We start from the raw sequence: 25,884 nt of genomic DNA, 5'->3' as shown, positions 1-25,884 counted from the left end.
AACGCATCTCCATTATTTTATTGCGTTGTAGGACAAATGTTTAATAAACATTTGTCCTATACTCAAAGCCTTATTTTTTGAAAATTGGAAGAGCAACAAAACGATTTTGATCATTTGTTCGCACTTGTAAGAGGATAGCTTTTCGTCCTAACTGCTGAGCATTTTTGATTGTACTGATAATATCAGAGACTTTTTTAACCGATTTATTATTCACTGTCACAATGATATCGCCAGGGCGTATCCCTTTATCTGCAGCATCTGAATCGGTATCGACATCCGTTACGACCACGCCTACACCATCATCAGAAGGAATAACAATCAAACCATAATCTTCCAATGTTTCCTCTAAATTACCATGTTCATTTGAAGATTTTGAACCCTCTTTCTTACTTTCATCTTCAGACATTGAAGCAAGCTTGACCTTTATATTCTCCTCCTTGCCTGATCTCCAAATCCCTATGGTGACCGTTTCTCCTGGTTTAATATTTGCGATACGTTTTGCCAAATCACGCGCATCAGTAATCTTTTCATTATTCACCGAAATAATGACATCACCAGCCTTGATACCAGCTTTTTCTGCTGGTCCTTTTAAAGGATCAGTAACCAAAGCCCCCTTGGCTTCTTTCAAACCTATTGAATCGGAAATCTCCTTTGTTACTGGCTGAATCTGAACGCCTAACCAACCCCGCTGAACTGAACCTTTTTCGATAAGTTGTTGTACAACCTGTTTTACAGTTGCTGCTGGAATAGCAAATGCAATCCCTACGTTTCCTCCAGAAGGAGAAAAAATTGCTGTATTAACCCCTACAACCTTTCCATTAAGATCAAAGGTTGGACCACCAGAGTTTCCTCTATTAACAGCAGCATCAATCTGAATAAAATCATCATAAACACCCGTTCCAATATCACGTCCACGTGCTGAAACAATACCTGCTGTTACAGTTCCACCAAGACCAAATGGATTTCCGATAGCAACAACCCAATCTCCAACACGAAGCTTTGAATCATCACCAAAATCAACATAGGAAAATTTTCTTGTATCATTCACCTTTAATACAGCAAGATCGGTTTTGGGGTCTTTCCCAATGAGCTTTGCATTCAATTCTGTACCATCATCAAGAACAACGGTATAACTTGTCCCGTCAGAAATTACATGATCATTGGTCACAATATAACCATCAGATGAAATAAAAAACCCCGATCCAAAAGCAACAGGACGGAGTCTTTGTGAATGATTGGGAAATTTATTTTTAGGCTTATCAAAATCATAAAACTCTTTAAAAAGCCTTTTTAAAGGATGTTGATCGGGTAATTGGTCAATCCCTGGACCACTAAAAAAGTTGCTAAAGAACCAATCTTCTTTCTTTTTATTGCTCTTTACTTGCACTGCAACAACCGCTGGTTTCACTTGAGCAACGATATCTGCAAATCCCTGTTGTTGCACTAACGAAGTAAACACAGAACTCGCATGAGCCTTTGTCGTCCATAAGCTTGATGTGCAGCCACTAAAGAACAATGCACTCTCTAATACGGCAGAAAAACTTACTGCGACAAATGTTTTAAAGAAAGTTTTTTTTAACATTTATTCCATGCTCCTATTCAATCACACTTTCTATCCCAATCTGATCTCTTATAAAATACCAGACCTTACCGTTTTCTGTCTAAATTGTTAAAGTTTTGTAAGATTTCAGTATCCTCCAATATAATTACGATAAGGTTGAATGCTCATTGCAGATGAGATAAACTTTTTATGTTATATCCTTTTTAACGCAATGGCGTTTTTGAATGTTTTTTCTCAGTTGTGTTTATAATCATTATTTTTTCACGCTTATACCATTTTAACTGGAAAAATATGATACTTGCACCAATGATGATAATAATCAAAGGAGAAAACCATAAAAACCAAGTTGTTTTATTCAAAGGTGGTTTTAAGAGAATGAATTCACCATATCGCTCAACAAGAAAATCAACCACTTGCTGATTGCTATAGCCCATTTTTAGTTTTTCCCGAATTAAAAGCCTTAAATCACGTGCTAGAGAAGTATCTGAATCATCAATTGATTGATTTTGACAAACCGGACAACGTAAATGCGATGAAATATCGCGCGCGCGCCTTTCAAGAACTGCATCCTTTAAAATCTCATCCGGCTCTACTGCTATCGCTAATCGAAAAGGAAACATTGCGATTAAAAATAATAAAATCCCAAGAATTTTTCTCATCTTAATGTCTCCTCCAAAAATTTAAAGCAAGCAGCCCCCTCTTATACATGCCAGTGCGAAACCAATACCCCAGAAGAGAAAGACATCCTCCCATAGCCATCATGAATGCCCCTAACCAAATGCATATTATATAAGGTTTCCACCATATGTGCACAACAAGCCCCCGATTATCGAGATGTCCCGGCACAATATAGAGCTGCGATAAGCCATGATTTTGAAGACCAACTTCCGTTGTCGATGTATTTTGGCTGGAATAAAATCTCTTTGAAGCTGTTACATGACCCACAATATTTTTATTTTCATATATTTTAAAACAAAAATCTATTGCCGAATAATTCGAACCAAAACGATTATGCATGGTATCAAAATGAAGCATTTTATCCGCTATCGTCACCCACTCTCCTATGTTCATGGTTAAAATACGTTCTTGACCAAAACTTGCTACACAGACAATACCAAATAATGTAACACCTAATCCCATATGAGCCATTGCTGCCCCAAAAACAGACCACGGCAATCCAAGAAACCTCTTAATGCGTACTAAAAAAGCTTTCTTGCCATGTCCACTTTTTATCCATAGATCCGCTAAACTTCCTAAAAAAACAAACGCTGAAAGACCAATGCCTAAAACGGCAAAAATATCACGCACAGATGTCGCACAAAATAGTGTAAAACAGACGATACCAACCAAGACAAAAACAAACCACAACCGTTCAAAAACTGCAAAAAAATCACCGCGTTTCCATGCCATCATTGACCCAAACGGAACAAGCAACAACAACAAAAGCATGAGTGGTCCACAGGTAAGATTAAAAAAAGCAGCTCCTACAGAAATTTTTTGCTCTGTTAACATCTCAATAAAATAAGGATAGAGCGTACCAATCAATACTGTTGCTGTTATTGTTGTTAGTAACAAGTTATTTAAAACAATAAACCCTTCACGCGAAATTGGTTGAAAAAAGCTTTCTGTTCTTAAAAGAGGGATGCGCAAAGCAAAAAGAAGAAAAGCCGCTCCGGTGAAGAAAAATAAAATTGCAAGAATTGCTTGCCCCCGTGCTGGATCAACAGCAAAACTATGAACAGAAACTAAAAGTCCTGAACGAACAAGAAACGTTCCCATCAAAGAAAGAGAAAAAGTAAGCAGTGCTAAAAACAAAGTCCAACTTTTCAATATTCCTCGTTTTTCGAGAACAAGAGCAGAATGTAAAAGAGCCGTTCCTGAAAGCCAAGGCATAAACGAAACATTTTCAACAGGATCCCAAAACCAATACCCTCCCCATCCTAGCTCATAATAAGCCCAATAGGAACCAACCATAATCCCCAATGTCAAAAAACACCAAGAAAGTAAAAGCCAAGGACGAACCCAACGTGCCCAACTTCTATCAATATGCCCCATAATCAATGCCGCAATAGCAAAAGAAAAGCAGAGTGAAAAACCAACATAACCTAAATAAAGAAGAGGTGGATGAATCGCTAATGCGATATCTTGTAAAAGAGGATTGAGATCATTTCCCTGTAATACTGGTGGATTCACACGTAAAAATGGGTTGGAGACAAAAAGAATAAATAAAAGAAAAGCGCTTGTAATCCAACTTTGGCAAATTAAAACGAGTGTCCTAAAATCTTCTGGCAAATATTGGCTAAAGAAAGCCATCAATGCACTTAAAAAAGTGAGACATAAAACCCATAACAACATAGAGCCTTCGTGGTTGCCCCAAACACCCGTGATTTTATAGAGCATTGGCTTTTCTGAATGAGAATTCTCAACAACATTCAACACAGAAAAATCAGATACGGCATGAGCGTAAATCAGTACTAAAAAAGATAAGAGCAATAATGTAAAAGTGATATATGTTAAAGGAATAGCTGTTTGCATTAACAAACGCTCTTGCCTCCAGAAACCTAAAGCAGGCAACAAAGCTTCTAATAAACTTACGGCAAATGCTGCGGCTAAAAAAATATGACCCAGTTCAACAAGCACAATCGAATTATTTCTCCACACTGTAATGTTTTTTCAAGCGATCAGCGGTTTCTTTAGGCATATAAGTTGCATCATGTTTTGCGAGAATACGCGTCCCTATAAAAAAACCCTGTTTGTCAAAATGCCCTTCTACAATCACCCCCTGACCTTCACGAAAAAGATCTGGTAAGGCACCATTGAAAACCACTTTTTCATGTTTTGTGTTATCCGTTACAAAAAAGATAACACCACTTGCTCCCACATATTGAATGGTCCCCTTTTCAACAAAGCCGCCCAAACGCAAAGGGCGCCCAGTTAAAATATCTTCTCTTGTAATTTCAGAGGGCATTCTAAAAAAACTAACCGCATGACGCATTGCATACACGATGAGACTTGCTGCAATTGCCATAACCAAACAACATAATAAGATGATCAGTAAGCGCTTTTTTTTTCGCTTCTTTAAAATAAGCCTCAATGAAGCAGAATTTCTTAAAGATTGATTGTTCATAGATACTCTACGAAAAAAAATTTAAACACGTTCTATAAGCATCCATATTTTGTTTTTTAAGAGCTTCGCACATCTTTTCTATAGGTGCAACTTTTTATCCAAGCCCCAACAAGCCTATCAATATCTTTCTTCCTTTTTTAGTTTTTACACCAATTTTTATTTAATCTATAATGATTTATATCACGCTCTTTAAATTCTTCATTTCTGTTTTTCTATCTCCTCCACATACCTTCCACTTCTAGAATGATCACTTCTCTTATCTTTATAAATAGCTTTTCTCTATCTCAATTGGCGACGATGATTTTTCTTTGTCTGTTCACTTTCTGAACCCAGTAACTGGATCATCATGTTTTCAACCCGTGATCGTCCGGCAAAATTTTCAGGCATTGTATCAAGAAATCTTTGTAAAAACTGCACTGCCTGCGCCGTTTTTCCAGCTTGATGAAATGCATCAGCCAACAATAAGCGTGGATAAAAATCTGTTGGCGCTAAATCCGCGGCTTTTTGAAAAGCATTTTGTGCTTCTTGCGTTATCATTCCCCCTTCATAACCAACCAATGCTAAACCATACCCTACAAGCCTTTGAGCTGTTTCTCCATTCAAACGAAGGGCATCTAAATAAGTATTTACAGCTTCTTGAAAAAGGCTTTCTTCGAGATATCCTACCGCTAACGCATCTGCTAGCTTGCCATCATGAGGAGAGCGGAAAAAAAGCACTTGTAGACGAACAAGCTTTTCTTGCTGACTTAGAACTTTAGGATCCTTATCCATTAATTCGCTAAAAAAATAACTTTTCACTTCTGGATTACCTGTGAGCCCATAGATACTCCATGTTATCAGAAGAACAAAAAAAACACTTAAAGCTTTAAGAATATTTCTTTTTTTATCGGACCTATAAAGCTTATGAGCATCAACCGTATGCCTATGACTTGTATGCCCATCTATGCTTTGAATTTGCCACTTTTTCTCTGCCTCATCGTCAAAACGGAGTGAAAAAAATAGAATAATTGCCAGAAAAGTGAGAAAAAATGCTGCAAAAATGAGTAAAAGCATATCATTTTTTTCCAATACGAACAGARGATAACGCGCTTATCTTTTACCCTATTCATGAGATGTGAGAAGAGTGATTTGAAATGATAAAAATTCATCTTTTTATGAAAAACATCGTAAAATTTATTGTTCCTTTCTCTCATAGAGATTACTTCTATCAAACAAATTAAAACAAGGCTTTATTTTCATATTTTGATTATAAATACGGATCTTCTGAAATGCCGCCCTACTTTTTGTCTCTACTTTTTTGTATTGTCTAAAGATTTCTTTTCAAAGTTTATAGTCCTTTCCTGCTTAAGGAGCAAATATGTTATTCTCCCATTTTAGGTAATAAGACTTTTGTACATAACCCACCCAAGACAGAACGTGATAAAAAGAGAGTACCTCCATATTCATTGACCATATCTGAAACTATTGCTAATCCCAAACCTGTCCCTGGTTTACTTTCATCAAACCGTCGCCCTCTTTTTAATGCTTCATCAATTTTATCGTCTGTTAAACCAGGACCATCATCTTCAACCAAGATACTAAAATATTTTTCTTCTTCAACGTTTTCTTCTAAACAACAAGAGATCACCACCTTTGCACGAGACCACTGAGTAGCATTTTCAATCAAATTCCCGATAATTTCTTCTAAATCTTCTTTCTCTCCAGAAAAAATAATATCATCAACATCCATAATAAATTCAATTTTTTTTTCAGGATTAAGCTTTTTCATAACCCGCACTAAACGATCAATTACACTGCGAACAGATATATGATAGATAATACTATCGCATTGTGCTGCAATCCGCGCCCGCTGAAGATAATGATTGATTTGAGCTTGCATAATTTGCGTTTGCTCTCTCAACAAACCAGCCTTTTCTCCGCGCATCTTATCTGCCTCATTCATAATTACGGACAAAGGCGTTTTCAATGAATGCGCAAGATTACCAACTTGTGTGCGAAATCGCTCAATAATACGCTGATTATTCCTAATGAGAGCATTCATCTCTTGGGCAAGCGGCATGACTTCACTGACTAAATCGGTATTCACATAGTGAACTCTTCCTTCTCGAATATCATTCAATGCGCGTCGAATAAGCTTCAATGGTTGAAAACTAAAGAAAATAAGAGCAATATTAATCAGAACACTCCCAATACCAAAACTCCAAAGAAAAATTTGCAGAGTTCGCTTAAATTCCTTTACTTGGGCATGCGCTTCATCAATATTCCCAACAAGCCGAAAACGTGCAACATGATTTTGATTATCAAGAACAACATCACTCTCAATCACTTGTAGCTTTTGACCATTGTTTCCCTTTATCCGATAAGAGCGAAAGAATTTATTGTCAAAAGGTATATCGACATCGCTGGGCGTAGATATCTCTCCTGTTCCCAATGAGGGAGAGGTCAATCTTCCTTTTAAATTATGGGATATGGCAACAACTTCCCAATACCATCCCGTTGTTGGATCAGCATAACGAATGTCATCAATCCCTGCCCCTCCTTTCAAAGTACCCTCGGGTGCTACCGTCACTGTTGCAATCAAACTGTAAAGTTGAGCAGAAAGGATACGCTCTAGGCTCTCTTCAGTTGAACGTTTATAAAATAAAATACTCACTGCAGAAATTGATAAAAGAGAGATAACAACCCATAGTGTTGATAAAATCACAACACGTAAACTGAGAGATCGCGTAATTACAAAAAAGAACTTCTGGAACCAATTATCCTCTTTAAAAACATTCATTGATCACCTAGTGTTCTCACGCAATATCCCATTCCTCGAATAGTCTCAATCAAATCCACGCCAAGTTTCTTCCGTAACCGCCCTACAAAAACTTCCACCGTATTCGAGTCCTTATCAAAATCCTGATCATAAAGATGCTCAGTAAGCTCCGTTCTTGAAATAATCCTGTCACAATGATGCATGAGATATGAGAGAAGTCTGAATTCATAAGATGTGAGTTTAATCAATTGACCATCCACAAAAACACGAGATGTCTTCGTATCCAACAAAACATTTCCGCAACATAAGGCACTTGTCGCATGTCCCGTCGCACGGCGAATGAGCGCCCGCAAGCGTGCCATCACTTCCTCCAAATGAAATGGCTTCACAACATAATCGTCAGCCCCTGCATCAATACCAAGTACCTTATCAGACCAACGATCTCGTGCCGTTAATATTAAAACAGGCATGGTGTGCCCCTCTTGACGCCATTTTTCAACAACGCGAAGACCATCAATCTGCGGTAAACCTATATCAAGTATCACCGCATCATAAGATTCTGTGCTGCCTAAAAAATAAGCCTCTTCTCCATCAAAAGCGCTATCGGAAACATACCCTGCACGCCCTACAGCTTCTGCCAATTGACGGTGAAGATTTCGATCATCTTCGGCAATTAAAATACGCATGACAACATCTAATGCTAATCGGCTGGAACCTCAACCTCAACACGGCGCAACTTCTCACCATTGCGGGCTGGTACAACAACCACAATTGCACACACATCCCTTCCATCCTCAACAACCAGTTTTGCACGAACGAGAACCCCCTTCTCCTGAGTTGCAATCTTCTTACCCACCTCAGCACAACCAGCAGCCAAAACAGAATCTGCTCCTAAAAAAACTGCCATTATCACAAACAAGAAAACTTTTTTCATCATCGATATTTCAATAACCTATCTTCTAGTAAGATATAAAGAAACTATGCCTTTTTGAGGGCAATTTAAAAGCCACAAATGAAAAATAACCATCCCCTGTCTTACAGAATAATGTATTAATACTAATCCAAATTTTTAAAACTTCAAAATAAAATATTTTTAACAATGCGAATAAAGTTTATTGGATAAAATAATAAAAGACTAATACACTATCTTACGAGAAATGAATAATTTTCAACTAAACTCTTTCTCTATAACACTATAGAAAAAAAATACTTCTACTCCATATAATTTTTATAGATTTGTTTGGTTGTATTGCTTTGCCATAGGCTCTTTTTAAATGTTTAATTTTTTTAAAAAAAAGAAAAGACAACAGCATAAGCCATTTCACAGCCCTACTCTCATCGAATTAGATGCACGATTAGATACAGCGCTTTATCGCATTCGTTCTGCTAACAGCTTTTTCTGGAAAAAGGCAAAAATCATCTCACAAAATTTTCATCTTCAAGGATGGAAACGCTTTATTGTTGAAATTCTCGATGAAACACTAACATTAGGGTTGATAGGCTTTACTCTTTTTACCATTTTGGGCATTTCTGTTTTTGAACTAACCAAAACAGATTGGGTTTCTCCTAAAAATTTTTCCGTTCTTTTTCTCGATCGCTATGGAAATTCCATTGGTCACCGTGGTGCACTGCCGGCGATTTCTGTCCCTGTTGAAGAAATGCCTGATACCGTTATTAAAGCGGTTCTCGCTACAGAAGACCGCCGTTTTTTCGATCATTGGGGGATTGATTTTCAGGGCCTTACACGAGCAATTTCACAAAATATGCAAGCTAAAGGTGTCGTTCAAGGGGGGTCAACTCTCACACAACAATTGGCTAAAAATTTATTCTTAACAAACGAGAGAACCATAACACGTAAAATCAAAGAAGCTTATCTTGCTCTTTGGTTAGAGGCAAATTTTAGCAAAAAACAGATTTTGCAACTTTATCTTGACCGTGCCTATATGGGAGGAAACAATTTTGGTATTGCAGCCGCGGCAAAATTTTATTTTGGAAAAAACATACGTCATCTCTCTTTAAGTGAATCGGCCATGCTCGCAGGTCTCTTTAAAGCTCCCACAAAATATGCCCCTCATAGCCATCTTTTTGCTGCTCAAACACGTGCCAATGTCGTCCTTTCTAATCTTGTTAACAGCGGCTTTATGACGAAGAGCCAAATTATCAACGCGCATCGCCATCCTGCTAGGGCACTTCCCCAAATAGACAACGATCAGCCTGACTATTTTCTTGATTGGGCATTTGAAGAAGTTAAAAAAATGCGTGATCAACTTCCAAGCCATAGTTTAATTATTCAAACAACGCTTGATCCAGAACTTCAAAAAATAGCAGAAGAATCAATTGCATATCACTTACATCAATATGGTCAACAATATCGCGTAACACAAGCCGCCACTGTTATACTTGACAATAATGGTTCCGTATGTGCCATTGTTGGAGGGCTGGACTATAAAAAGAGTCAATTTAACAGAGCAACCCAAGGCGGACGACAAGTTGGTTCTTCATTCAAGCCTTATGTTTACGCAACCGCACTGGAACACGGCCTTTCACCTTCAACAATTGTTTTAGATGTCCCCATCAATTGGGGCGGTTGGACACCCAAAAATAATTCTGGTCGTTATATGGGGAAAATTGACTTAGCAACGGCTTTAGCCTTTTCCATTAATACCGTTCCTGTCTATCTTACCTATCAATATCTTCACCGTGATACAAAACCCATCATAGATCTCATCAAGAATATGGGAATTAACGCGCATATTTTATCACATAAAACGATGGTTCTTGGTACTTCCAATATGACCCCCATGGACCAAGCAACTGGCTTTAATGTCTTTGCGAATGGTGGGATAGCAGGTAATCGGCATGGTTTTACACAAATAAGAACAATTGATGGGCATGTGGTATGGGATTTTGAACGTAACGGTAATAAGCTGCATCGAGTACTCAGTGAACAATCAGCAGCTTATATGAACCAAATGATGGTGGGTGTCACAACACGAGGGTCCGGTAAGCGTGCTGCTCTGCCTATGACACTTGTTGCTGGAAAAACTGGAACATCACAATCCTATCGCGATGCTTGGTTTGTTGGCTTTACAGGCAATTATACGGGAGCCGTATGGATGGGAAATGATAACTTTTCACCAATGAACCGCGCTTTTGGAGGTGGCGTTCCCGCCATGATATGGCATCGTATCATGCTCGCTGCACATCAAAATATCATGCTCAAACAGCTCTATGGGGTTAAAAATTCTCTCCTTCCTTATCAGCCTCCGACACTTTCTTCCCATGCCGATTCTGAATCTTCCCCTCCAATCCCCTCTACGCTTTCTCCTGAAACATTGAATATTGTGCGATTGATTAACAAAGATCTAAAGAAATCCTCTGCAATCTCTTTGAAAACAACGGGAGATTCAATATTTTAAATTCAAGCTATTCACAGATGTTTTTTAATATCACTATTTTCTTTTTTATCTTCGCTTTTTCCATTTTATGTGGAACACTAAGTGTCGATTATGTGCTCAATTTCTTTCCGCATTTTGGACGCTTCACAATTGGAAAATGGAGTGCTTATCCACAAGTGGGAACCAACAATATGGATCCTTATACCCGTGCTCGCACTGCCAAACAAGGCATTGTTTCACTCGGACGTACTGAAGGTATTAGGTTCCAGATTTGGCAAGATAACCAAGGGCGTCCACTCCACCCCCGCTGTCATTATTTGCTCAAAGGTACTATCCCTGAAACCCGTCTTTTTACGCTTTATACAGCTGATCAATCCCTGAAACCCTATACTTCATCGAAAGATATACCTTTTGAACTCCACACAAACGCTATTACTTATGAACATGATGGCTCATTACGCATCAATATTTCACCCACACCGCAAGCCGGAAATTGGCTTGCAACAGTTAGTCAAAAAGAATTCGGGCTTATTCTTACCTTATACGATACCTCAATCATCTCTGCAACAGCATTACAAAAGCTCACAATGCCCTCTATTGAACAAATCCCATCAGGACAAATAAATTGTGACTAGATTCATTTATACCGCACTTCTTGCAATCATTGGCGCTATTATTGTTCATATTTGCGTTTTATTTCTAATCCCCACTTGGACACAAAATAATATATGGGCAAGCCTTAAAAAATCTGGAGTGCCTTATCAATTTGTTGATTTTACGCACGATAATCCTATTCAACAATCTGCTGATCCACTCTTTCTTCTTAAAGTCTGCAGATTTAATCTTGAAAATGGCCCTGTTCATTTAAAAGCTTTGAAAACACGACAATTTTGGTCGCTGGCAGCCTACACACACAACGGAATTATTTTCTATAGTCTTAATGACCGAACAGCCCCTGATGCTACCCTCGATCTTATCATTGGAAAACCAATACAAATCATAGAACTCAAAAAGACAAAACCTCAAAAAAATGCCAATTCAGTTTTGGTTGCCAAAAATTTGAATGAAGGTTTTGTCATTTTACGTATTTTTGCTCCTTCTTCCCTTGCAAAAAAAGAAAGTGAAGCTTTTCTTTCATCAGCAACCTGCCGCATATTTTACGAATAAAAACATTTTCACTTCTCATTTGTACAATGACCTGCTTTTTAATAAAAACGAAATAAGATCTATCAAAATGGTTATCTTTTTCCTCTGTTCAGCGAATACTCGAATTCAGGTTTTTCTGATTTTAGATTCTCAAATTTTTTATTGAGATAGAAAAATTTTTTTAATCCTCTATTAGAAATACAAACCACATGTATAAAGAAAAAATCAGCTCATTGATTACCAATATGAGGTAGAATAAACTCCCCATAACGAGAAGAGAAAAAGGCAAGTTATATTGCTGATAAAAAAGGAAAAACTTGTTCATTGAGCTTATTTTATGTATTGACCAACATTCTCATAAAGTTCGATCAGTGACATCATAAAGTGCTGAAGAAGTACTTATTACCTTCAATGAAACACCTAAACAATCGCTAGAAATTGATGAGACATCATGTATCCTTGACCTCAAAAATAAGTGCTTTACTTTTGTCTTATGAGCAGAAGCTTTTAGTAAGATAGGTAATCTGAAAAAACTTTGCTTATAGTTTACAGTTGAGGGGAAAAACTTCATGCAGAAGAGATATGTCCGATTAATTTCAAGAGCAGCGGTATGGTCCCCTCGATTTGGTGGTTTAGCCTTCTTTATTTTATTGTTTTCGATCATTTTACAACGTTTTTCCGTACTTAACGTAAGCGACTTCATAATCTTGGTAGGAATCTCTACTTGCTGTGTGATTATTTCTCTTTTTCTCGCGATTAAAGCACTTCATAGTTTGTGGGTCTATGGCGCCCTAGGAGGAATGAAAGCTTTAAAAGGGATCGTTTATTCATTAATAACTGCGACACCATTGATGCTCTTTTTTGGACTTTGGTTTACCTTACCTGCTCTTTATGATGTTTCTACCGATACACAAAGACCACCGGCTTTTTTTCGCACAATACGTCCCAGCGATGCTTTACCACTCAAAAGTACCTTAACTGAACAAGCAACATTACAGAGGTCACAATGGCCAGAAATGTCAGCGCGCCGTTATGATGGCTCACCAAAGCGCATTCGTGAATCCGTTCTCAATGTTTTAGAAGCCTACGATTGGCCTATTGTCGCACAACGAGAATTCAAAGGCGAAGAAAATGAGATTTATATTGAAACAAGAGCTAAAACTTTTTACCTCGGTTTTATTTCAGACATTGTCATTCGTTTAACTGATGAAGGCAATACAACCTTTGTTGATATGCGTTCTTCTTCTCGTTATTTGCCAAGAGATTTGGGAACCAATGCTGCTTTTATTATTGATTTTATGGACGCTCTTGATACGGAAATCGCCTCACTTCCTCTCTCACAAGACGATGAATAACAATCAAGAGAGATAAGCTACTTTATTTCATAAAAACAGCTTATTTTTCAATAAATTATGATATATAAGAAAATAATCACTTTTCACAAACTATCAACTGATAATCCTTATACAAAAGATAATATTCTCAAACCTAACCATTCTTGAAATAATGAAAAAGATTAAAAAAATAGGAAATAAAAAACAAAATTCTTGATGATAATGCTGATATTAAAGACTCTGTCTAACTGTAATCAGTAAATATTTTTTAAATTTTAATATTAAATAAATTATTATAAAACTCATATCAAAACATTATCATATAAAGATAATAAATAATCATTGTTCGTATAAATAATGTATACAAATGAAAAATGTTATAGAGAGTAATATAATGAATATAATGAACAAAAATGTGCTTAACAACATTTTTTTCACGATTTCTTTGTTACTATAACCTTTAAATTTATACCGTAAAAACATTGCATAGAAAAATATAAAGAAAGCACCTATAGAAGATAATAATTCTGCGATAATACGAATAATATCACTCATAAAAAATCCAAACTAAAATATATAAAAACAATAAACATTAATATATATTATTTCATATAAAAATTAATAAAGTAAAATAATTTATTATTAATTAATTATTTAATTTTAATATCTTTATCATTACATCACTTATATATATACATAATACAATTCAAAAAATATATTTAAAATATAAACAAAACGTAAAATTTCTAAATTAACCTATGATTATAAATTAATAATGAATAATCATTGTTTATAAAAATAACATATATAAATAAAAAATGTCATAGAAAATAATATAACTAACAAAAATATTCTTAACAAAATTTTTTTCCAAATTTCTGTTTTACTATAACCTTTAGATTTATAATATGAAAACAATGTATAGAAAAATATAAATAAGGCACCTATAGAAAATAATAATTCTACAATAATACGAATAAGATCATTCATAAAAAAATCCAAATTAAATATATAATTTTGTAAAGATATATAAATTATAATAAATAATAAAATAATGATAATAAATTAATGCTATATTATTATAAAATTACCATATATTTAACTAATAAACTTCCAGAATAATATATTATAAAAAATATAATTGTTGATAATATTATTCTTTTTATACTCCAGTTCTCACCTTTAAATCTATTGAAAAAAAACATGAAAAATCCAAATGCAATTGCTGTCACTAAGGAGCTAATAAAAGTATACATAACAAAGAATCCAAAATAAAATATCTATTATCATAAACAAAAATATCCCTGAAATCAGTTTAGCCATAGCTTTAAAGTATGTTTACAATATTAACTGATCTCAGAAATATCTTTATAGCTATTTTCTAAATAAATTAAAAACAGTGTCCCTCCACTTTACGGATGGCATTGATTGTATTTATCGATAAAACCGGTAGCAGCTCCTGTTAGTCCGCCGCCTACTACTCCACCGAGCGCACCAACAGGACCTCCAGAAGCTCCTGCTATTCCACCTCCTATTGCTCCTATCCCTCCCTTTATGGCAGCTGATTCAACGTAATCGCCTACTTGACAGCTCGGATTTGGATGACATTGATTATACTTATCTACAAAACCGTTAGCTGCTCCTGTTAGTCCGCCGCCTACTGCTCTAGGTAGACCAGCTACTGCACCAGCCCCTCCTCCTAATAAGGCTCCCACGAGACCGCCTGTGCCTACTGTTTGAGCATAAGAGCCTGCGCTACAATCATCTTATTCTGGAAAAAGCCAACTTTTTGGATGTGAGTTACTACTTGAATCATCTGATGAGCATGCTATTTAGCAAAAAATCAAATATAATTTGTAAAAATATATAAATTATAATAAATAATAAAATAATGATAATAACGTAATTCTATATTATTTTAAAATTCCTATATATTTAACTAATAAAATTCCAAAATAATATAATATAAAAAATGTAATTGTTGATAATATTTTCCTTTTTACACTCCAGTTCTTACCTTTAGATCCACTGTAAAAAAAAATTGAAAATCCATATATAAACGTTACCAATAAGGCGCCAGTAAAATTATTCATAACAAAAAAATCCAAATTAAATATCTATTGTCTTAAACAAAAATATTCCTGAAATCAATTACCATAGCTTTAAAGTATGTTTACAATATCACTGATCTCAGAAATATCTTTATCGTTATTTTCTAAATAAATTAGAAATAGTGTTCTTCCACTTTACGGATGGCATTCATTGTACTTATCTATCAAACCAGTAGCAGCTCCTAATAATCCGCCTCCTACTGCTCTAGGTAGACCAGCTACTGCACCAACCCCTCCTCCTAATAAGGCTCCCACGAGACCGCCTGTGCCTACTGTTTGAGCATAAGAGCCTGCGCTACAACCATCTTATTCTGGAAAAAGCCAACTTTTGGGATGTGAGTTACTACTTTAATCATCTGATGATGCATGCTATTTAGCAAAAAAATCAAATATAATTTGTAAAATGTATAAATTATGATAAATAATAAAATGCTTATAATAAAGTAATTCTATATTATTTTAAAATTCCCATATATTCAATTAATAAATTTGCAGCATAATATAATATAAAAAACCTAATTGTTGATAATATTTCCATTTTTATACTCCAATTCCCACCTTTAAGCATATTATAAAAAATCATTAAAAATTCGTATATAAACGTTGCCATTAAGGAGCTAGTAAAAGTATTCATAACAAAAAAATCCAAAATAAAATATCTATTATCATATACAAAAATATCCCTGAAATCAGTTTAGCTATAGCTTTAAAGTATGTTTATAATATCACTGATCTCAGAAATATCTTTATTGTTATTTTCTAAATAAATTAGAAACAGTGTTCTTCCACTTTACGGATGGCATTCATTGTACTTATCTATTAAACCTGTAGCAACTCCTCCTAATCCGCCTGCGGCTATTCCACCTAGCCCCTTAATACACCAATTAATGCTCCTACGCCTCCCTTTATGACAGCTGCTTCAACATAATCGCTTGTTTCACAACTTGGTGCCGAATGGCATTGATTGTATTTATCTGCCAAGGCATCACCAGCTCCTCCTATTCCGCCGCTTACTGCTCCACCGAGTAAGCCAGCACCTGCACCTCCTAGTCTAGCAATAGAACCTCCAGCTGCACCAGCACCACCTCCTAATATTGCTCCTACAATGCCACCTGTACCTGCTGCTTGGGCATAAGCGTCTGTACTATAATCATCTTCTGGAAAAAGCCAACTGTGGGGACGTGAACTACTACTTGAATCATCTGATGATGCATGCTATTTTAGCAAAAAATCAAATATAATTTGTAAAAGTATATAAATTATAATAAATAATAAAATGCTGATAATAACGTAATTCTATATTATTTTAAAATTCCCATATATTCAATTAATAAACTTGCAGCATAATATAATATAAAAAACCTAATTGTTGTTAATATTGTCCTTTTTATACTCCAGGTCTCACCTTTAAATCTTTTGTAAAAAAACATGCAAAGTCCAAATCCAATTGCTGTCACTAAGGAGCTAATAAAAGTATACATAACAAAGAATCCAAAATAAAATATCTATTATCATACACAAAAATATCCCTGAAATCAGTTTAACCATAGCTTTAAAGTATGTTTACAATATTAACTGATCTCAGAAATATCTTTATAGCTATTTTCTAAATAAATTAAAAACAGTGTCCCTCCACTTTACGGATGGCATTGATTGTATTTATCTATAAAACCGGTAACAGCTCCCATTACTCCGCCTGTTACGGCTCCTTCCGGACCAGCTAATACACCAATTAATGCTCCTGTGCCTCCCTTTATGACTGCTGATTCGATATAATCACCTACTTCACAACTTGGATTCGGATGGCATTCATTGTACTTATTTATCAAACCGTTAGCAGCTCCTCCTAATCCGCTTACTACTACACCTGCACCAGTTACTAAACCAGCTGCTACTCCTATGCCTCCGTGTATGGCAGCTGCTTCAACATAATCGCTTGTTTCACAACTTGGTGCCGAATGGCATTGATTGTATTTATCTGCCAAGGCATCACCAGCTCCTGCTAGCCCGCCTCCTACTGCTCCACTGACAAAGCCAGAACCGACACCTCCCGGTCCAGAAAAAAGACCTCCGACTGCACCAGCAACACTTCCTATTAATTCTCCTACGATGCCGCCTGCACCTGCTGCTTGGGCATGAGCGCCTGCACTACAATCATCTTCTTTTGGGAAAAGCCAACTTTGGGGACGTGAACTACTACTTGAATCACCAGCTCCTCCTATTCCGCCGCTTACTGCTCCACCGAGTAAGCCAGCACCTGCACCTCCTGGTCCAGCAATAGAACCTCCAGCTGCACCAGAACCACCTCCTAATATTGCTCCTACAATGCCACCTGTACCTGCTGCTTGGGCATAAGCGTCTGTACTATAATCATCTTCTGGAAAAAGCCAACTGTGGGGACGTGAACTACTACTTGAATCATGTGAAGAGCTTGAACCACCCATTTTATCCTCCTTTTTTATTAAAAAAACGTATCATAGCGATACAATTAAAATGGCTAGCATGCGGTTTAGACAACTGTCAAATATAATTTAAAAAATAACAATAAAAATACTGTATAAAATAATAAATACATTTTATTTGTATTGTGTTCATACAAAATGTATATTTAAATTAAATAATAATACTATTTACAATACTGTTAAAATATGAGACACAAAGCCCTCTTTTTCTTAAACAAAATCATAAAATCAAATGAGTCATTCACAAGAAAAACCAGTAGCCTTCTCTTGGTTTACAAGCACAACAAAGAAATATATTTATTATGTTCTTGAACTTAGTTGCATTGCCATCGTTTTGCGTTTGCTGGGCTTGGTAAACCCTTTTATTTTTCAGACAATTATCGACCGTATTCTCCCTTTCCAGCGCATTGAAAGTCTCTATGCTATTGTTATCCTTATGATTGCTATCATGCTGTTTAGCACAGCTCTTAGCACTCTATCAGGTTACCTAGGTGCTTATTTAGCCAATCGGCTTACATTAGAATTTGGACGACGTATTTATACCCATCTGTTAAGCCTCTCTTTGCCTGTGTTACGTCATTGGCAAGTGGGGGAACTGTTTTCGCGTATTGGAGAGGTTGATACAATTCGCGGTTTTTTAACAGGAACCATCGCCACAACCGTACTGAATGTTCTCTTTGCCATTATTTATCTTGCTGCACTCTTTTCTATTAGTCCGAAACTTACCTTTATTGTCCTTATCATTTTACCTTTACAAATGGGCTCTTTGGCATTCGTCGGTCCCTTCTTGCGCCGCCAATTACGCCGTGCTTTCACTCTACAAGCCGCCCATAAATCACGCCTTATTGAAAGTTTTACCAATCTTGAAGCTATCAAAGCGCATGTAAAAGAAGCTGCTCATACGATACGGATGCAAGAAACTTTAGCCCGCAGTCTAGATCAAAGCCTCACAACCAGTAAATTTCATCTCTTAAATGGGGCTTTAAGCCATATTTTTGGTGATCTTTTCACTATTTTTATCATCTTTTTTGGTGCTCAAGCAGTGCTGCAAAACCAGATTACGCTAGGGCAACTTATTGCCTTTCATCTTCTTGCTGGCAATGTTTCTGGTCCTATTTTAAGCCTTTCCTCTTTATGGGAAGAATGGCAGCATTTAAAAATTTCTCGTCTTCGTTTGGGTGATATTCTTAATGCACTTTCAGAATGGGAAAAGGAAAAGCCCCCCCTTCAACTCATCACCAAGCCCCATCTTGAAGCTAAAGATATCTGTTTTTCTTATGGAGACACACCTATTATCAACCACCTTGATGTCTGTTTACAACCTGGTAGGCCTATCATGTTGCTTGGCCCTTCAGGATGTGGAAAATCAACCTTTGCCAAACTCCTCTGTGCTCTCTATCCCCCATCAAGTGGGAAAATATTGTGTAATGATCAATCTTTACAAAATTTTGATATCCGTAGTGTGCGTAAAGTAATTGCATATTTTCCCCAAAGCCCTTGCCTTTTTTCCGGAACCATTCTTGAAAATATGCTTCTTGCCAAACCAGATGCTACAGAGGATGAAATCGTTGCTGCTCTTCATGCGAGTGCTTGTCATGATTTGATCTCTCAATTGCCTCAAGGACTTCATACCCAAGTCGGTGAACAAGGGGGCTTTTTATCAGGTGGTCAACGACAGCGCCTAGCATTGGCTTGTTTTTTTCTCATCAAACCGCAAATTCTTATCTTGGATGAACCAACTTCCGCATTGGATGACAAGGTTAGTGCACAAATTGTTGAACATTTATACACGCTTTCGCAAGAGCGTATTGTTCTCGTCATTACCCACAAACGCGATCTTTTTCCCAAGCATGCAACCGTATTAAATTTCGCTGAAATGGGAACACAAAATGGTAGATAAGGCTCCTCATTTGCGCCCTTTATCGCCAACCCTTCATATGGTGGTTGCTGTTTTTGTCGCCTTATTCCTCTTTATTGTCATTGGTAGCTTTATCTCAAAAACAGAAATTGTTGCACGAGGACAAGGGGCGGTTATTCCCACCTCCTATGTTCAACTCGTCCAAGCGCAAAATACAGGACGCATTGAAAAAATTCTTGTAAAAGAAGGGCAATTTGTTCATCAAGGTGATCTCCTTATTCAATTAGATCCCCGTGAAGCCTTAAATGAACGCGCACGCGTTCAAGCAGATATTGCTCAACAGACCCTTCAAGCGCAAATTGCCGCCGCTATTTTAGCTGCCTTGAGTGAACGAGATCCTTTGGATACGGATTTTGTAACCAAAGGGCTTTCTTATTTGCAAATTCCTGCCTCTAGCAGCAATACAGCAAGAATGAAAGGGGAAAAACTCATCCACGCGACTCTTCAATCGCTCCAAGATAAAGTAAAAACACTAAAAGCTCAGGCGGACCGTGTTACACGCAGCGGTGCTGTCCAATACGCACAATTGGACAAATTACAAGATGACCAACAATTAAGCCAAGAAAAACTCAAAGCTGCCAAAAGCCTGATGGAAACAAAAGTCATCAGCAACGCTCTTTATTTAGAACGTCTTCATGATTTTAAAAATGTAGAACATGAAATTTTAGCCAATAAAAGACGCTTGGAAGAAAATACCGCTGAAATAGAGGCACTCCACCAACAAAGACAAAGCCTTATTTCCGATGAAATCGCCCGCTATCAGCAGCTTTCTCGTGAAACAGAACTCTCTTTGCAAGGCTTAAAAGCCAAACTTGACAGCAGCCAATATCGTCTTGATCACTTATCACTTTATGCACCTGTTGATGGACGCATTGATGATTTAAGTATCCATACTTTGGGTGGCTTTGTAGAAGCTGGTAAAACGCTCATGCGTATTGTCCCTGACACAGGGGGGCTCATTGTTGAAGCATTTTTTGATAATCGAGATATTGGTTTTTTAGAAAAAGGCCAACGTGCTTACGTAAAATTTTCTGCCTTTCCACCTGAACGTTACGGCGTTGTCTACGGTACAGTTATGAATGTAGGTGCAACAGCGCGCCATGAACAAGAAATTAATGGAGCTTATGCTGTTTTAATCAAAATCGACCAAGATCACATCACCTTTAATCACCAAGAGCTTAAATTTATCCCTGGCATGACCGTGACAGCTGATGTCATTACTTCAAAACGGCGCCTCATTTCTTATTTCTTTGAACCTATTACAAAAATTTTAGAACAATCCCTAAAAGAAAGATAATCTGTATGAATGAAACTCCATCACCCTCACTCATAAACCCAATAATGGCTTTAGGAGCTATGGTCGTTTTAATGCTTCAATCCCCCCTACACCGCCGTTGGCTAATCTGGGATATTGAACGAAACTTAGGTCCAGCCTTACGGGTTGGGCAATACAAACTCTATCAAAATGAACATGGAGAATTTTGCGCCTTTATCACTTGGGCTTTTTTAGATGAAAAAAATCATCAATCCATGCTTGAAATGGGAGAGCTTTTGCCCAATGCTGACTGGCAGACTGGAAAATACGTATGGTTTATTGATTATGTAGCACCTTATGGCCATACTGCACATATTGTCCGCGATATGCAACGAAATATATTTCCTGATCAGCGTTATTTTTATGCTGTACGACGTAATGAAGATGGCGGAATACGAAAAATTGCTCGCTGGTGTTCCTATAACCCATCCAAATAGCTTTTATCTACTTAAGTGCGCCTCAATCATTTAAACCCACTCTCTTAATAGAAAAGAATCTTTTAAAAGAGCGAGTTGGAAATCATTATCGTAAAAGAGAATCTTAGCGTATTGATTGAGAGCTAACGCGCTAAAAACGGATATTTCTCAGCTTACCGGATTAATATCAATAGCAACAAATCGTCAAAAAATCTAATCCACTCAAAGCTTCCTAAAAATTCGACTTAACTCATTTCATTAAAGCATGGCTGGGGTACCTGGATTCGAACCAGGGAATGCCGGTACCAAAAACCGGTGCCTTACCGCTTGGCTATACCCCAAAAAAACACGCTTTATAATTACTTTTGCACCTTATAGCGATTCCTGTGATTGGACGCAATATCTGAAAACCAAAGACCTTACTTTTTTATCACAAAGTCTCTACCCCTTGTACCATAATGCAACGCTCCACATTCGCAGCAAAAATAATATGCGGTTGCCCTTCTAACACAAGTCACAACAATTTATCCATCAATTATTTTGCTCTTTTATTGATTTCTTAGAAAGAGAAAATCTTAATCGTTTACTCGTGTCTTTAAATAAATGAGCATATGCTTTACTTTCCTTGATATATTCCAATCTCATCTTGCTCAATTAAAACAAAAGTTGTCACTACATTGGGGCCGTTGTGCTCTTTCATTAAGCATAAAGATAATAATGTCTAATGGTTTTATATGTCATCTTTTTCATGGATCGCTTCATAAAATGAAATCAAACGCATTGAGAAAGTCTTGCAAAAAATTAAAAGTATTTTATGTTGTATTTGAAAAAATATTTTGAGGTATAAGAACAAAAAACCAGAGATTCTCTATTTTTTCATTCAAAAGATCATGAATATTTTTATCCGTTCATAGATGTAAAAAAATCCTCAGAAGCACTATTTATATAAACACGTATCCTTTTTGATTGATTAGCATAAATTTTCTAAAAACAAAAAAAGAGACATTAAAATTAATTAACATACAATAAGCATTCAATATTTGCTTTTAGGTGCCGAAAATGGCAAATTAGGCTTTTAATTTAAAGTAAGCTTAACAATTAGAATCGAGGAGATTTTTAAATGGCTTTTGAATTGGCTGCATTGCCTTATGATTACGATGCTCTTTCGCCCTATATGTCACGCGAAACGCTTGAATATCATCATGATAAGCATCACCTCGCTTATCTTACCAATACCAACAACCTTATAAAAGACGCAGGCTTGGAAAATGAAAGCCTTGAAGAGATCGTTAAAAAAAGTTTTGGAAAAAATGTTGGTTTGTTTAATAATGCAGCGCAATATTACAATCATAACCATTTTTGGAACTGGATGAAAAAAGATGGTGGTGGTCAAAAGCTTCCTGAAAAACTAGAAAAAGCTATCGAATCTGATCTAGGTGGCTATGACAAATTCCGTGCTGATTTTATTGCTGCTGGTGGTGCCCAATTTGGCTCAGGATGGGCATGGGTTGCTGTTAAAAATGGTAAGCTTGAAATTATGAAAACGCCTAACGGTGAAAATCCTTTGGTTCATGATGCTCAACCTATTCTAGGTGTGGACGTGTGGGAACATTCCTATTACATTGACTACCGCAATGCTCGTCCGAAATATCTCGAAGCTTTCGTGGATCATTTGATCAATTGGGATTATGTTTTAAAACTTTATGAAGATTGCGGATTATAAGCTATCTAGATAATTTTTAAATATCTATAAGTCCCTATAGTCCAGTAAATTATAGGGACTTAAAAACAAAGAGATTATAGATTAGCAACAGTCTTTGCCTGCTATCTTTAGAATATATGCATAGATATAAGCGATTTCTTCTAACTTTGAAAAACGTCCAGCCACACCAGCGTGTCCTGCATCCATATTAATACGCAATAAAATTGCATTATCATCTGTTTTTAACGTACGCAATTTTGCTACCCATTTTGCAGGTTCCCAATAAGTTACACGAGGATCTGTTAATCCTGCGATCACAAGCATAGGGGGATATTTTTGCGCCTTGACATTATCATAGGGCGAATAAGAAGCTATAAGATTATAATCTTCTTGTGATTCAAGAGGATTTCCCCATTCCGGCCATTCAGGGGGCGTTAGAGGCAAAGAAGCATCAAGCATCGTTGTTAAAACATCAACAAAAGGGACATTGGCTATAATCCCAGCAAAATCCTGTGGCGCTATATTGGCAACAGCTCCCATCAACATTCCGCCAGCCGAACCACCATGCGCAATAAGCCGATCATGCGCTGTGAATTTATTGTTTACAAGGTAGCGCCCACAAGCAATAAAATCGGTAAATGTGTTGTATTTAAAAAGATGCTTTCCTTTCTCATACCATTCAACCCCTTTTTCTTTGCCTCCCCGAATATGAGCAATAGCATAAATAAAACCTCTGTTTACGAGAGAAAGGACGTTACTATTGAAACTGGCAGGAGTAGAGATTCCATAAGCACCATAACCATAAAGCAGACAAGGTGCACAACCATTAAGAGATGTCGTTTTATGATAAAAAAGTGAGATAGGAATTTTTTCACCATCCTCTGCAGTAGCCATAATACGTCGCGTTATATATTCATCTTTATTATGCCCAGAGGGAATTATTTGCGTCTTTAACAATATTCGTTTGCGACTTTTCATCTCATAATCAAATACTTGATCAGGCGTTGTCATAGATGAATAAGAAAAGCGAATGGACGGACTATTATATTCCGCTGCACCTTGTAGCCCCAAAGAATAAGCCTCTTCATCAAACGCAATGGAATGAATCTGTTTTGTCGTACGCTCCATAATTTTTATGCGAGGAAGCCCTTCAAAGCGTTCGAGCCAAATAAGAAAATCTTGATACGCATCATGGGATAGAATCAAACATCCAAGCTGATGAGACACCAGTTCTGACCAATTTTCTGATTGCGGAGCTCTATACGGCGCAACCATAATTTTAAAATCCTTTGCGTTATCTAAATTGGTAAGAATATAAAAGACATCACCACCTTCTGTAAGTGAATATTCAACACCTTTTTGCCGTTTTCGTACACATTGAGGAACGCTAAGAGGTGCTTCAGCAGGAATTAACCAGACCTCTGACGTTTCATGATCATGAATATTAATATAAATAACATCATGAAGCTTAGAACCGCTTACACTTAAGAAAAAACCTGGATTATCTTCACGAAAAATAAGCTTATCTTGTGATTGATCCGTGTTTAAGCGATGATAATAGAGCTCTGAAGGTCGGTGGTTTTCATTCACCTTTGTATAAAAAAAACCTTCAGATTGAGCATCCCACACAATTTGTCCGGATGTATCAGTTATGGTGTCCGTAAAATCAGATAATGTTTCTAAATTACGAATTTTAGCTGTATAGAATTCTGATCCTTTATCATCATAGGTCCATACAATATATCTATGATTAGGAGATTCTTGAACTGAACCAAAGCTGAAATATTCTTTACCTTCAGCCAAAAGATCACCATTAAGATAAACATGTTTTTCCCCACCATTCCTTGATGTCCGAAAATAATGTGGTTGTTGCCCGCCGGTAATATAAGAAAACCCGTAAGCAAAAGGTCCATTTTTTATAGGAACAGAACTATCATTCTCTTGGATCCTGCCTTTCATTTCGTTAAAAAGAAAATCTCGTAATGGCTTTGTATCAGCCATTTTAGCCTCTTGATAAGCATTTTCCTCTTCGAGATGATCTCGAATATTGGGATCAAGACAGTTAGGATTTTTAAAAACATCTTGCCAATTAGATGCACGTAGCCAATAATAGGGATCGTCACGGGAAATACCATGATATATTTCTTTATGAGTGATTCTAGATGCTTTGGGAGGAGTTGTAAAAGTGCGGGTCATACACAATCCTATATTTTAAATGTGTTAATAGCTTTGTTTATATGTTAGAATCACAATTATTGATGCAAGTGTAAAAATATAAGTTCTATGCACTTGCAAAAATAGCGTCGTGATAATCTTTACCATTAATGTCCTTCTATTCATTAGCTGTTATCATTATTGTTTTCTAGAGATAGAATACCACTTTTATAATGGAAGTGACGGGTAAGACAATTAAGTTTTGAGGAAAAGAATTGATTTTTTTTGAAACAGTATAAATCTATAATTTTATAGAAAGGACTGAATATATATAAAGTATTGACATTATATAATAAAAACTAAAAAAGTATTCCATATTATCTTAATGAGTATCTGTATATTATAAACAGTGACATGATGTCATCATTTATAATATAAATTTACATTTTGTTATTAAATATAAGTAATATAAGTCATTAAAA

General features: G+C 36.5%; 20 protein-coding genes and 1 tRNA gene. 9 read left to right on the top strand and 12 right to left on the bottom strand.

What is annotated here, in order from left to right; all coding sequences use genetic code 11:
• Positions 1–70 precede the first annotated feature (70 nt).
• The 8 genes from CER18_RS01075 to CER18_RS01040 form a co-directional block, all read right to left on the bottom strand.
• A complete protein-coding gene (locus CER18_RS01075) occupies positions 71–1,582 on the bottom strand; it encodes a Do family serine endopeptidase (protein ID WP_100128269.1) in 1,512 nt (503 codons plus the stop codon).
• 182 nt (positions 1,583–1,764) lie between these two features.
• Positions 1,765–2,220: a cytochrome c-type biogenesis protein gene (locus CER18_RS01070; protein WP_100128268.1), complete on the bottom strand. Its 456-nt coding sequence runs from the start codon at positions 2,218–2,220 to the stop codon at positions 1,765–1,767.
• 1 nt (position 2,221) lies between these two features.
• Positions 2,222–4,201: a heme lyase CcmF/NrfE family subunit gene (locus CER18_RS01065; RefSeq protein ID WP_100128267.1), complete on the bottom strand. Its 1,980-nt coding sequence runs from the start codon at positions 4,199–4,201 to the stop codon at positions 2,222–2,224.
• A 7-nt stretch (positions 4,202–4,208) separates the two neighbouring features.
• Complete coding sequence (ccmE, locus tag CER18_RS01060) at positions 4,209–4,688, bottom strand: cytochrome c maturation protein CcmE (protein ID WP_100128266.1); 480 nt, start codon at positions 4,686–4,688, stop codon at positions 4,209–4,211.
• A gap of 279 nt (positions 4,689–4,967) precedes the next feature.
• Positions 4,968–5,741, bottom strand: coding sequence for a tetratricopeptide repeat protein (locus CER18_RS01055; RefSeq protein WP_100128374.1), 774 nt, complete (start codon positions 5,739–5,741; stop codon positions 4,968–4,970).
• Between the two features lie 307 nt (positions 5,742–6,048).
• Entirely contained in the window at positions 6,049–7,467 is a 1,419-nt protein-coding gene (locus tag CER18_RS01050; protein WP_100128265.1) for an ATP-binding protein, read from the bottom strand.
• Entirely contained in the window at positions 7,464–8,132 is a 669-nt protein-coding gene (locus CER18_RS01045; RefSeq protein ID WP_100128264.1) for a response regulator transcription factor, read from the bottom strand. The genes CER18_RS01050 and CER18_RS01045 overlap by 4 nt, the downstream gene beginning before the upstream one ends.
• Before the next feature lie 14 nt (positions 8,133–8,146).
• Positions 8,147–8,383, bottom strand: a complete 237-nt coding sequence (locus CER18_RS01040; protein ID WP_100128263.1) for a hypothetical protein — start codon at positions 8,381–8,383, stop codon at positions 8,147–8,149.
• Between the two features lie 337 nt (positions 8,384–8,720).
• Between CER18_RS01040 and CER18_RS01035 the strand changes: the two genes are divergently transcribed.
• From CER18_RS01035 to CER18_RS01020, 4 genes are all read left to right on the top strand, one after another.
• Entirely contained in the window at positions 8,721–10,865 is a 2,145-nt protein-coding gene (locus CER18_RS01035; protein ID WP_100128262.1) for a transglycosylase domain-containing protein, read from the top strand.
• Between the two features lie 17 nt (positions 10,866–10,882).
• Positions 10,883–11,479 (top strand): DUF1214 domain-containing protein, encoded by a 597-nt coding sequence (locus tag CER18_RS01030; RefSeq protein ID WP_100128261.1) that lies wholly within the window; start codon positions 10,883–10,885, stop codon positions 11,477–11,479.
• Positions 11,472–12,011, top strand: coding sequence for a DUF1254 domain-containing protein (locus CER18_RS01025; protein WP_100128260.1), 540 nt, complete (start codon positions 11,472–11,474; stop codon positions 12,009–12,011). Before CER18_RS01030 ends, CER18_RS01025 begins: the two co-directional genes overlap by 8 nt.
• Before the next feature lie 548 nt (positions 12,012–12,559).
• Complete coding sequence (locus CER18_RS01020; RefSeq protein WP_100128259.1) at positions 12,560–13,345, top strand: DUF1499 domain-containing protein; 786 nt, start codon at positions 12,560–12,562, stop codon at positions 13,343–13,345.
• Between the two features lie 1,391 nt (positions 13,346–14,736).
• Here the strand turns inward: CER18_RS01020 and CER18_RS01015 are convergent.
• On the bottom strand, positions 14,737–15,039 hold the full coding sequence (locus CER18_RS01015) for a hypothetical protein (protein ID WP_245410024.1): 303 nt from the start codon (positions 15,037–15,039) through the stop codon (positions 14,737–14,739).
• Positions 15,040–16,399: 1,360 nt separating this feature from the next.
• Between CER18_RS01015 and CER18_RS09940 the strand changes: the two genes are divergently transcribed.
• Entirely contained in the window at positions 16,400–16,570 is a 171-nt protein-coding gene (locus CER18_RS09940; protein WP_180299361.1) for a hypothetical protein, read from the top strand.
• Positions 16,571–17,072: 502 nt separating this feature from the next.
• Here CER18_RS09940 and CER18_RS10350 read toward each other — a convergent pair.
• Positions 17,073–17,879: a hypothetical protein gene (locus CER18_RS10350; RefSeq protein WP_245410023.1), complete on the bottom strand. Its 807-nt coding sequence runs from the start codon at positions 17,877–17,879 to the stop codon at positions 17,073–17,075.
• A 250-nt stretch (positions 17,880–18,129) separates the two neighbouring features.
• Here CER18_RS10350 and CER18_RS00985 point away from each other — a divergent pair, with 250 nt between their 5' ends.
• Genes CER18_RS00985 through CER18_RS00975 form a run of 3 tightly spaced genes read left to right on the top strand, consistent with a single transcriptional unit; the run spans position 18,130 to position 21,567 of the window.
• A complete protein-coding gene (locus tag CER18_RS00985) occupies positions 18,130–19,797 on the top strand; it encodes a peptidase domain-containing ABC transporter (protein WP_100128255.1) in 1,668 nt (555 codons plus the stop codon).
• Positions 19,787–21,112: an HlyD family type I secretion periplasmic adaptor subunit gene (locus CER18_RS00980; RefSeq protein WP_100128254.1), complete on the top strand. Its 1,326-nt coding sequence runs from the start codon at positions 19,787–19,789 to the stop codon at positions 21,110–21,112. The genes CER18_RS00985 and CER18_RS00980 overlap by 11 nt, the downstream gene beginning before the upstream one ends.
• A 5-nt stretch (positions 21,113–21,117) precedes the next feature.
• Complete coding sequence (locus tag CER18_RS00975) at positions 21,118–21,567, top strand: toxin-activating lysine-acyltransferase (protein ID WP_012231224.1); 450 nt, start codon at positions 21,118–21,120, stop codon at positions 21,565–21,567.
• Between the two features lie 245 nt (positions 21,568–21,812).
• Here CER18_RS00975 and CER18_RS00970 read toward each other — a convergent pair.
• Positions 21,813–21,887 (bottom strand) — tRNA-Gln (locus tag CER18_RS00970).
• A gap of 779 nt (positions 21,888–22,666) precedes the next feature.
• On the opposite strand from CER18_RS00970, the gene CER18_RS00965 reads away from it, so the two are divergent.
• Positions 22,667–23,269: a superoxide dismutase gene (locus tag CER18_RS00965; protein ID WP_100128253.1), complete on the top strand. Its 603-nt coding sequence runs from the start codon at positions 22,667–22,669 to the stop codon at positions 23,267–23,269.
• Between the two features lie 81 nt (positions 23,270–23,350).
• Here CER18_RS00965 and CER18_RS00960 read toward each other — a convergent pair whose 3' ends face one another.
• The gene (locus CER18_RS00960; protein ID WP_100128252.1) at positions 23,351–25,444 is read right to left on the bottom strand and encodes a S9 family peptidase; all 2,094 of its coding nucleotides are present in this window, start codon (positions 25,442–25,444) and stop codon (positions 23,351–23,353) included.
• Positions 25,445–25,884: the final 440 nt, after the last annotated feature.

This window comes from Bartonella tribocorum (assembly GCF_002777915.1).
GTDB classification, from domain to species: domain Bacteria; phylum Pseudomonadota; class Alphaproteobacteria; order Rhizobiales; family Rhizobiaceae; genus Bartonella; species Bartonella tribocorum_A.
This window is presented reverse-complemented; position numbering and strand designations above follow the sequence as displayed.

Coding starts and splice junctions, on each gene's coding strand:
- CER18_RS01075 (WP_100128269.1), bottom strand. CDS start 1,582: ATGTTAAAAAAAACTTTCTTTAAAACATTTGTCGCAGTAAGTTTTTCT.
- CER18_RS01070 (WP_100128268.1), bottom strand. CDS start 2,220: ATGAGAAAAATTCTTGGGATTTTATTATTTTTAATCGCAATGTTTCCT.
- ccmE (WP_100128266.1), bottom strand. CDS start 4,688: ATGAACAATCAATCTTTAAGAAATTCTGCTTCATTGAGGCTTATTTTA.
- CER18_RS01055 (WP_100128374.1), bottom strand. CDS start 5,741: ATGCTTTTACTCATTTTTGCAGCATTTTTTCTCACTTTTCTGGCAATT.
- CER18_RS01050 (WP_100128265.1), bottom strand. CDS start 7,467: ATGAATGTTTTTAAAGAGGATAATTGGTTCCAGAAGTTCTTTTTTGTA.
- CER18_RS01045 (WP_100128264.1), bottom strand. CDS start 8,132: ATGCGTATTTTAATTGCCGAAGATGATCGAAATCTTCACCGTCAATTG.
- CER18_RS01040 (WP_100128263.1), bottom strand. CDS start 8,383: ATGATGAAAAAAGTTTTCTTGTTTGTGATAATGGCAGTTTTTTTAGGA.
- CER18_RS01035 (WP_100128262.1), top strand. CDS start 8,721: ATGTTTAATTTTTTTAAAAAAAAGAAAAGACAACAGCATAAGCCATTT.
- CER18_RS01030 (WP_100128261.1), top strand. CDS start 10,883: ATGTTTTTTAATATCACTATTTTCTTTTTTATCTTCGCTTTTTCCATT.
- CER18_RS01020 (WP_100128259.1), top strand. CDS start 12,560: ATGCAGAAGAGATATGTCCGATTAATTTCAAGAGCAGCGGTATGGTCC.
- CER18_RS10350 (WP_245410023.1), bottom strand. CDS start 17,879: ATGGGTGGTTCAAGCTCTTCACATGATTCAAGTAGTAGTTCACGTCCC.
- CER18_RS00985 (WP_100128255.1), top strand. CDS start 18,130: ATGAGTCATTCACAAGAAAAACCAGTAGCCTTCTCTTGGTTTACAAGC.
- CER18_RS00980 (WP_100128254.1), top strand. CDS start 19,787: ATGGTAGATAAGGCTCCTCATTTGCGCCCTTTATCGCCAACCCTTCAT.
- CER18_RS00975 (WP_012231224.1), top strand. CDS start 21,118: ATGAATGAAACTCCATCACCCTCACTCATAAACCCAATAATGGCTTTA.
- CER18_RS00965 (WP_100128253.1), top strand. CDS start 22,667: ATGGCTTTTGAATTGGCTGCATTGCCTTATGATTACGATGCTCTTTCG.
- CER18_RS00960 (WP_100128252.1), bottom strand. CDS start 25,444: ATGACCCGCACTTTTACAACTCCTCCCAAAGCATCTAGAATCACTCAT.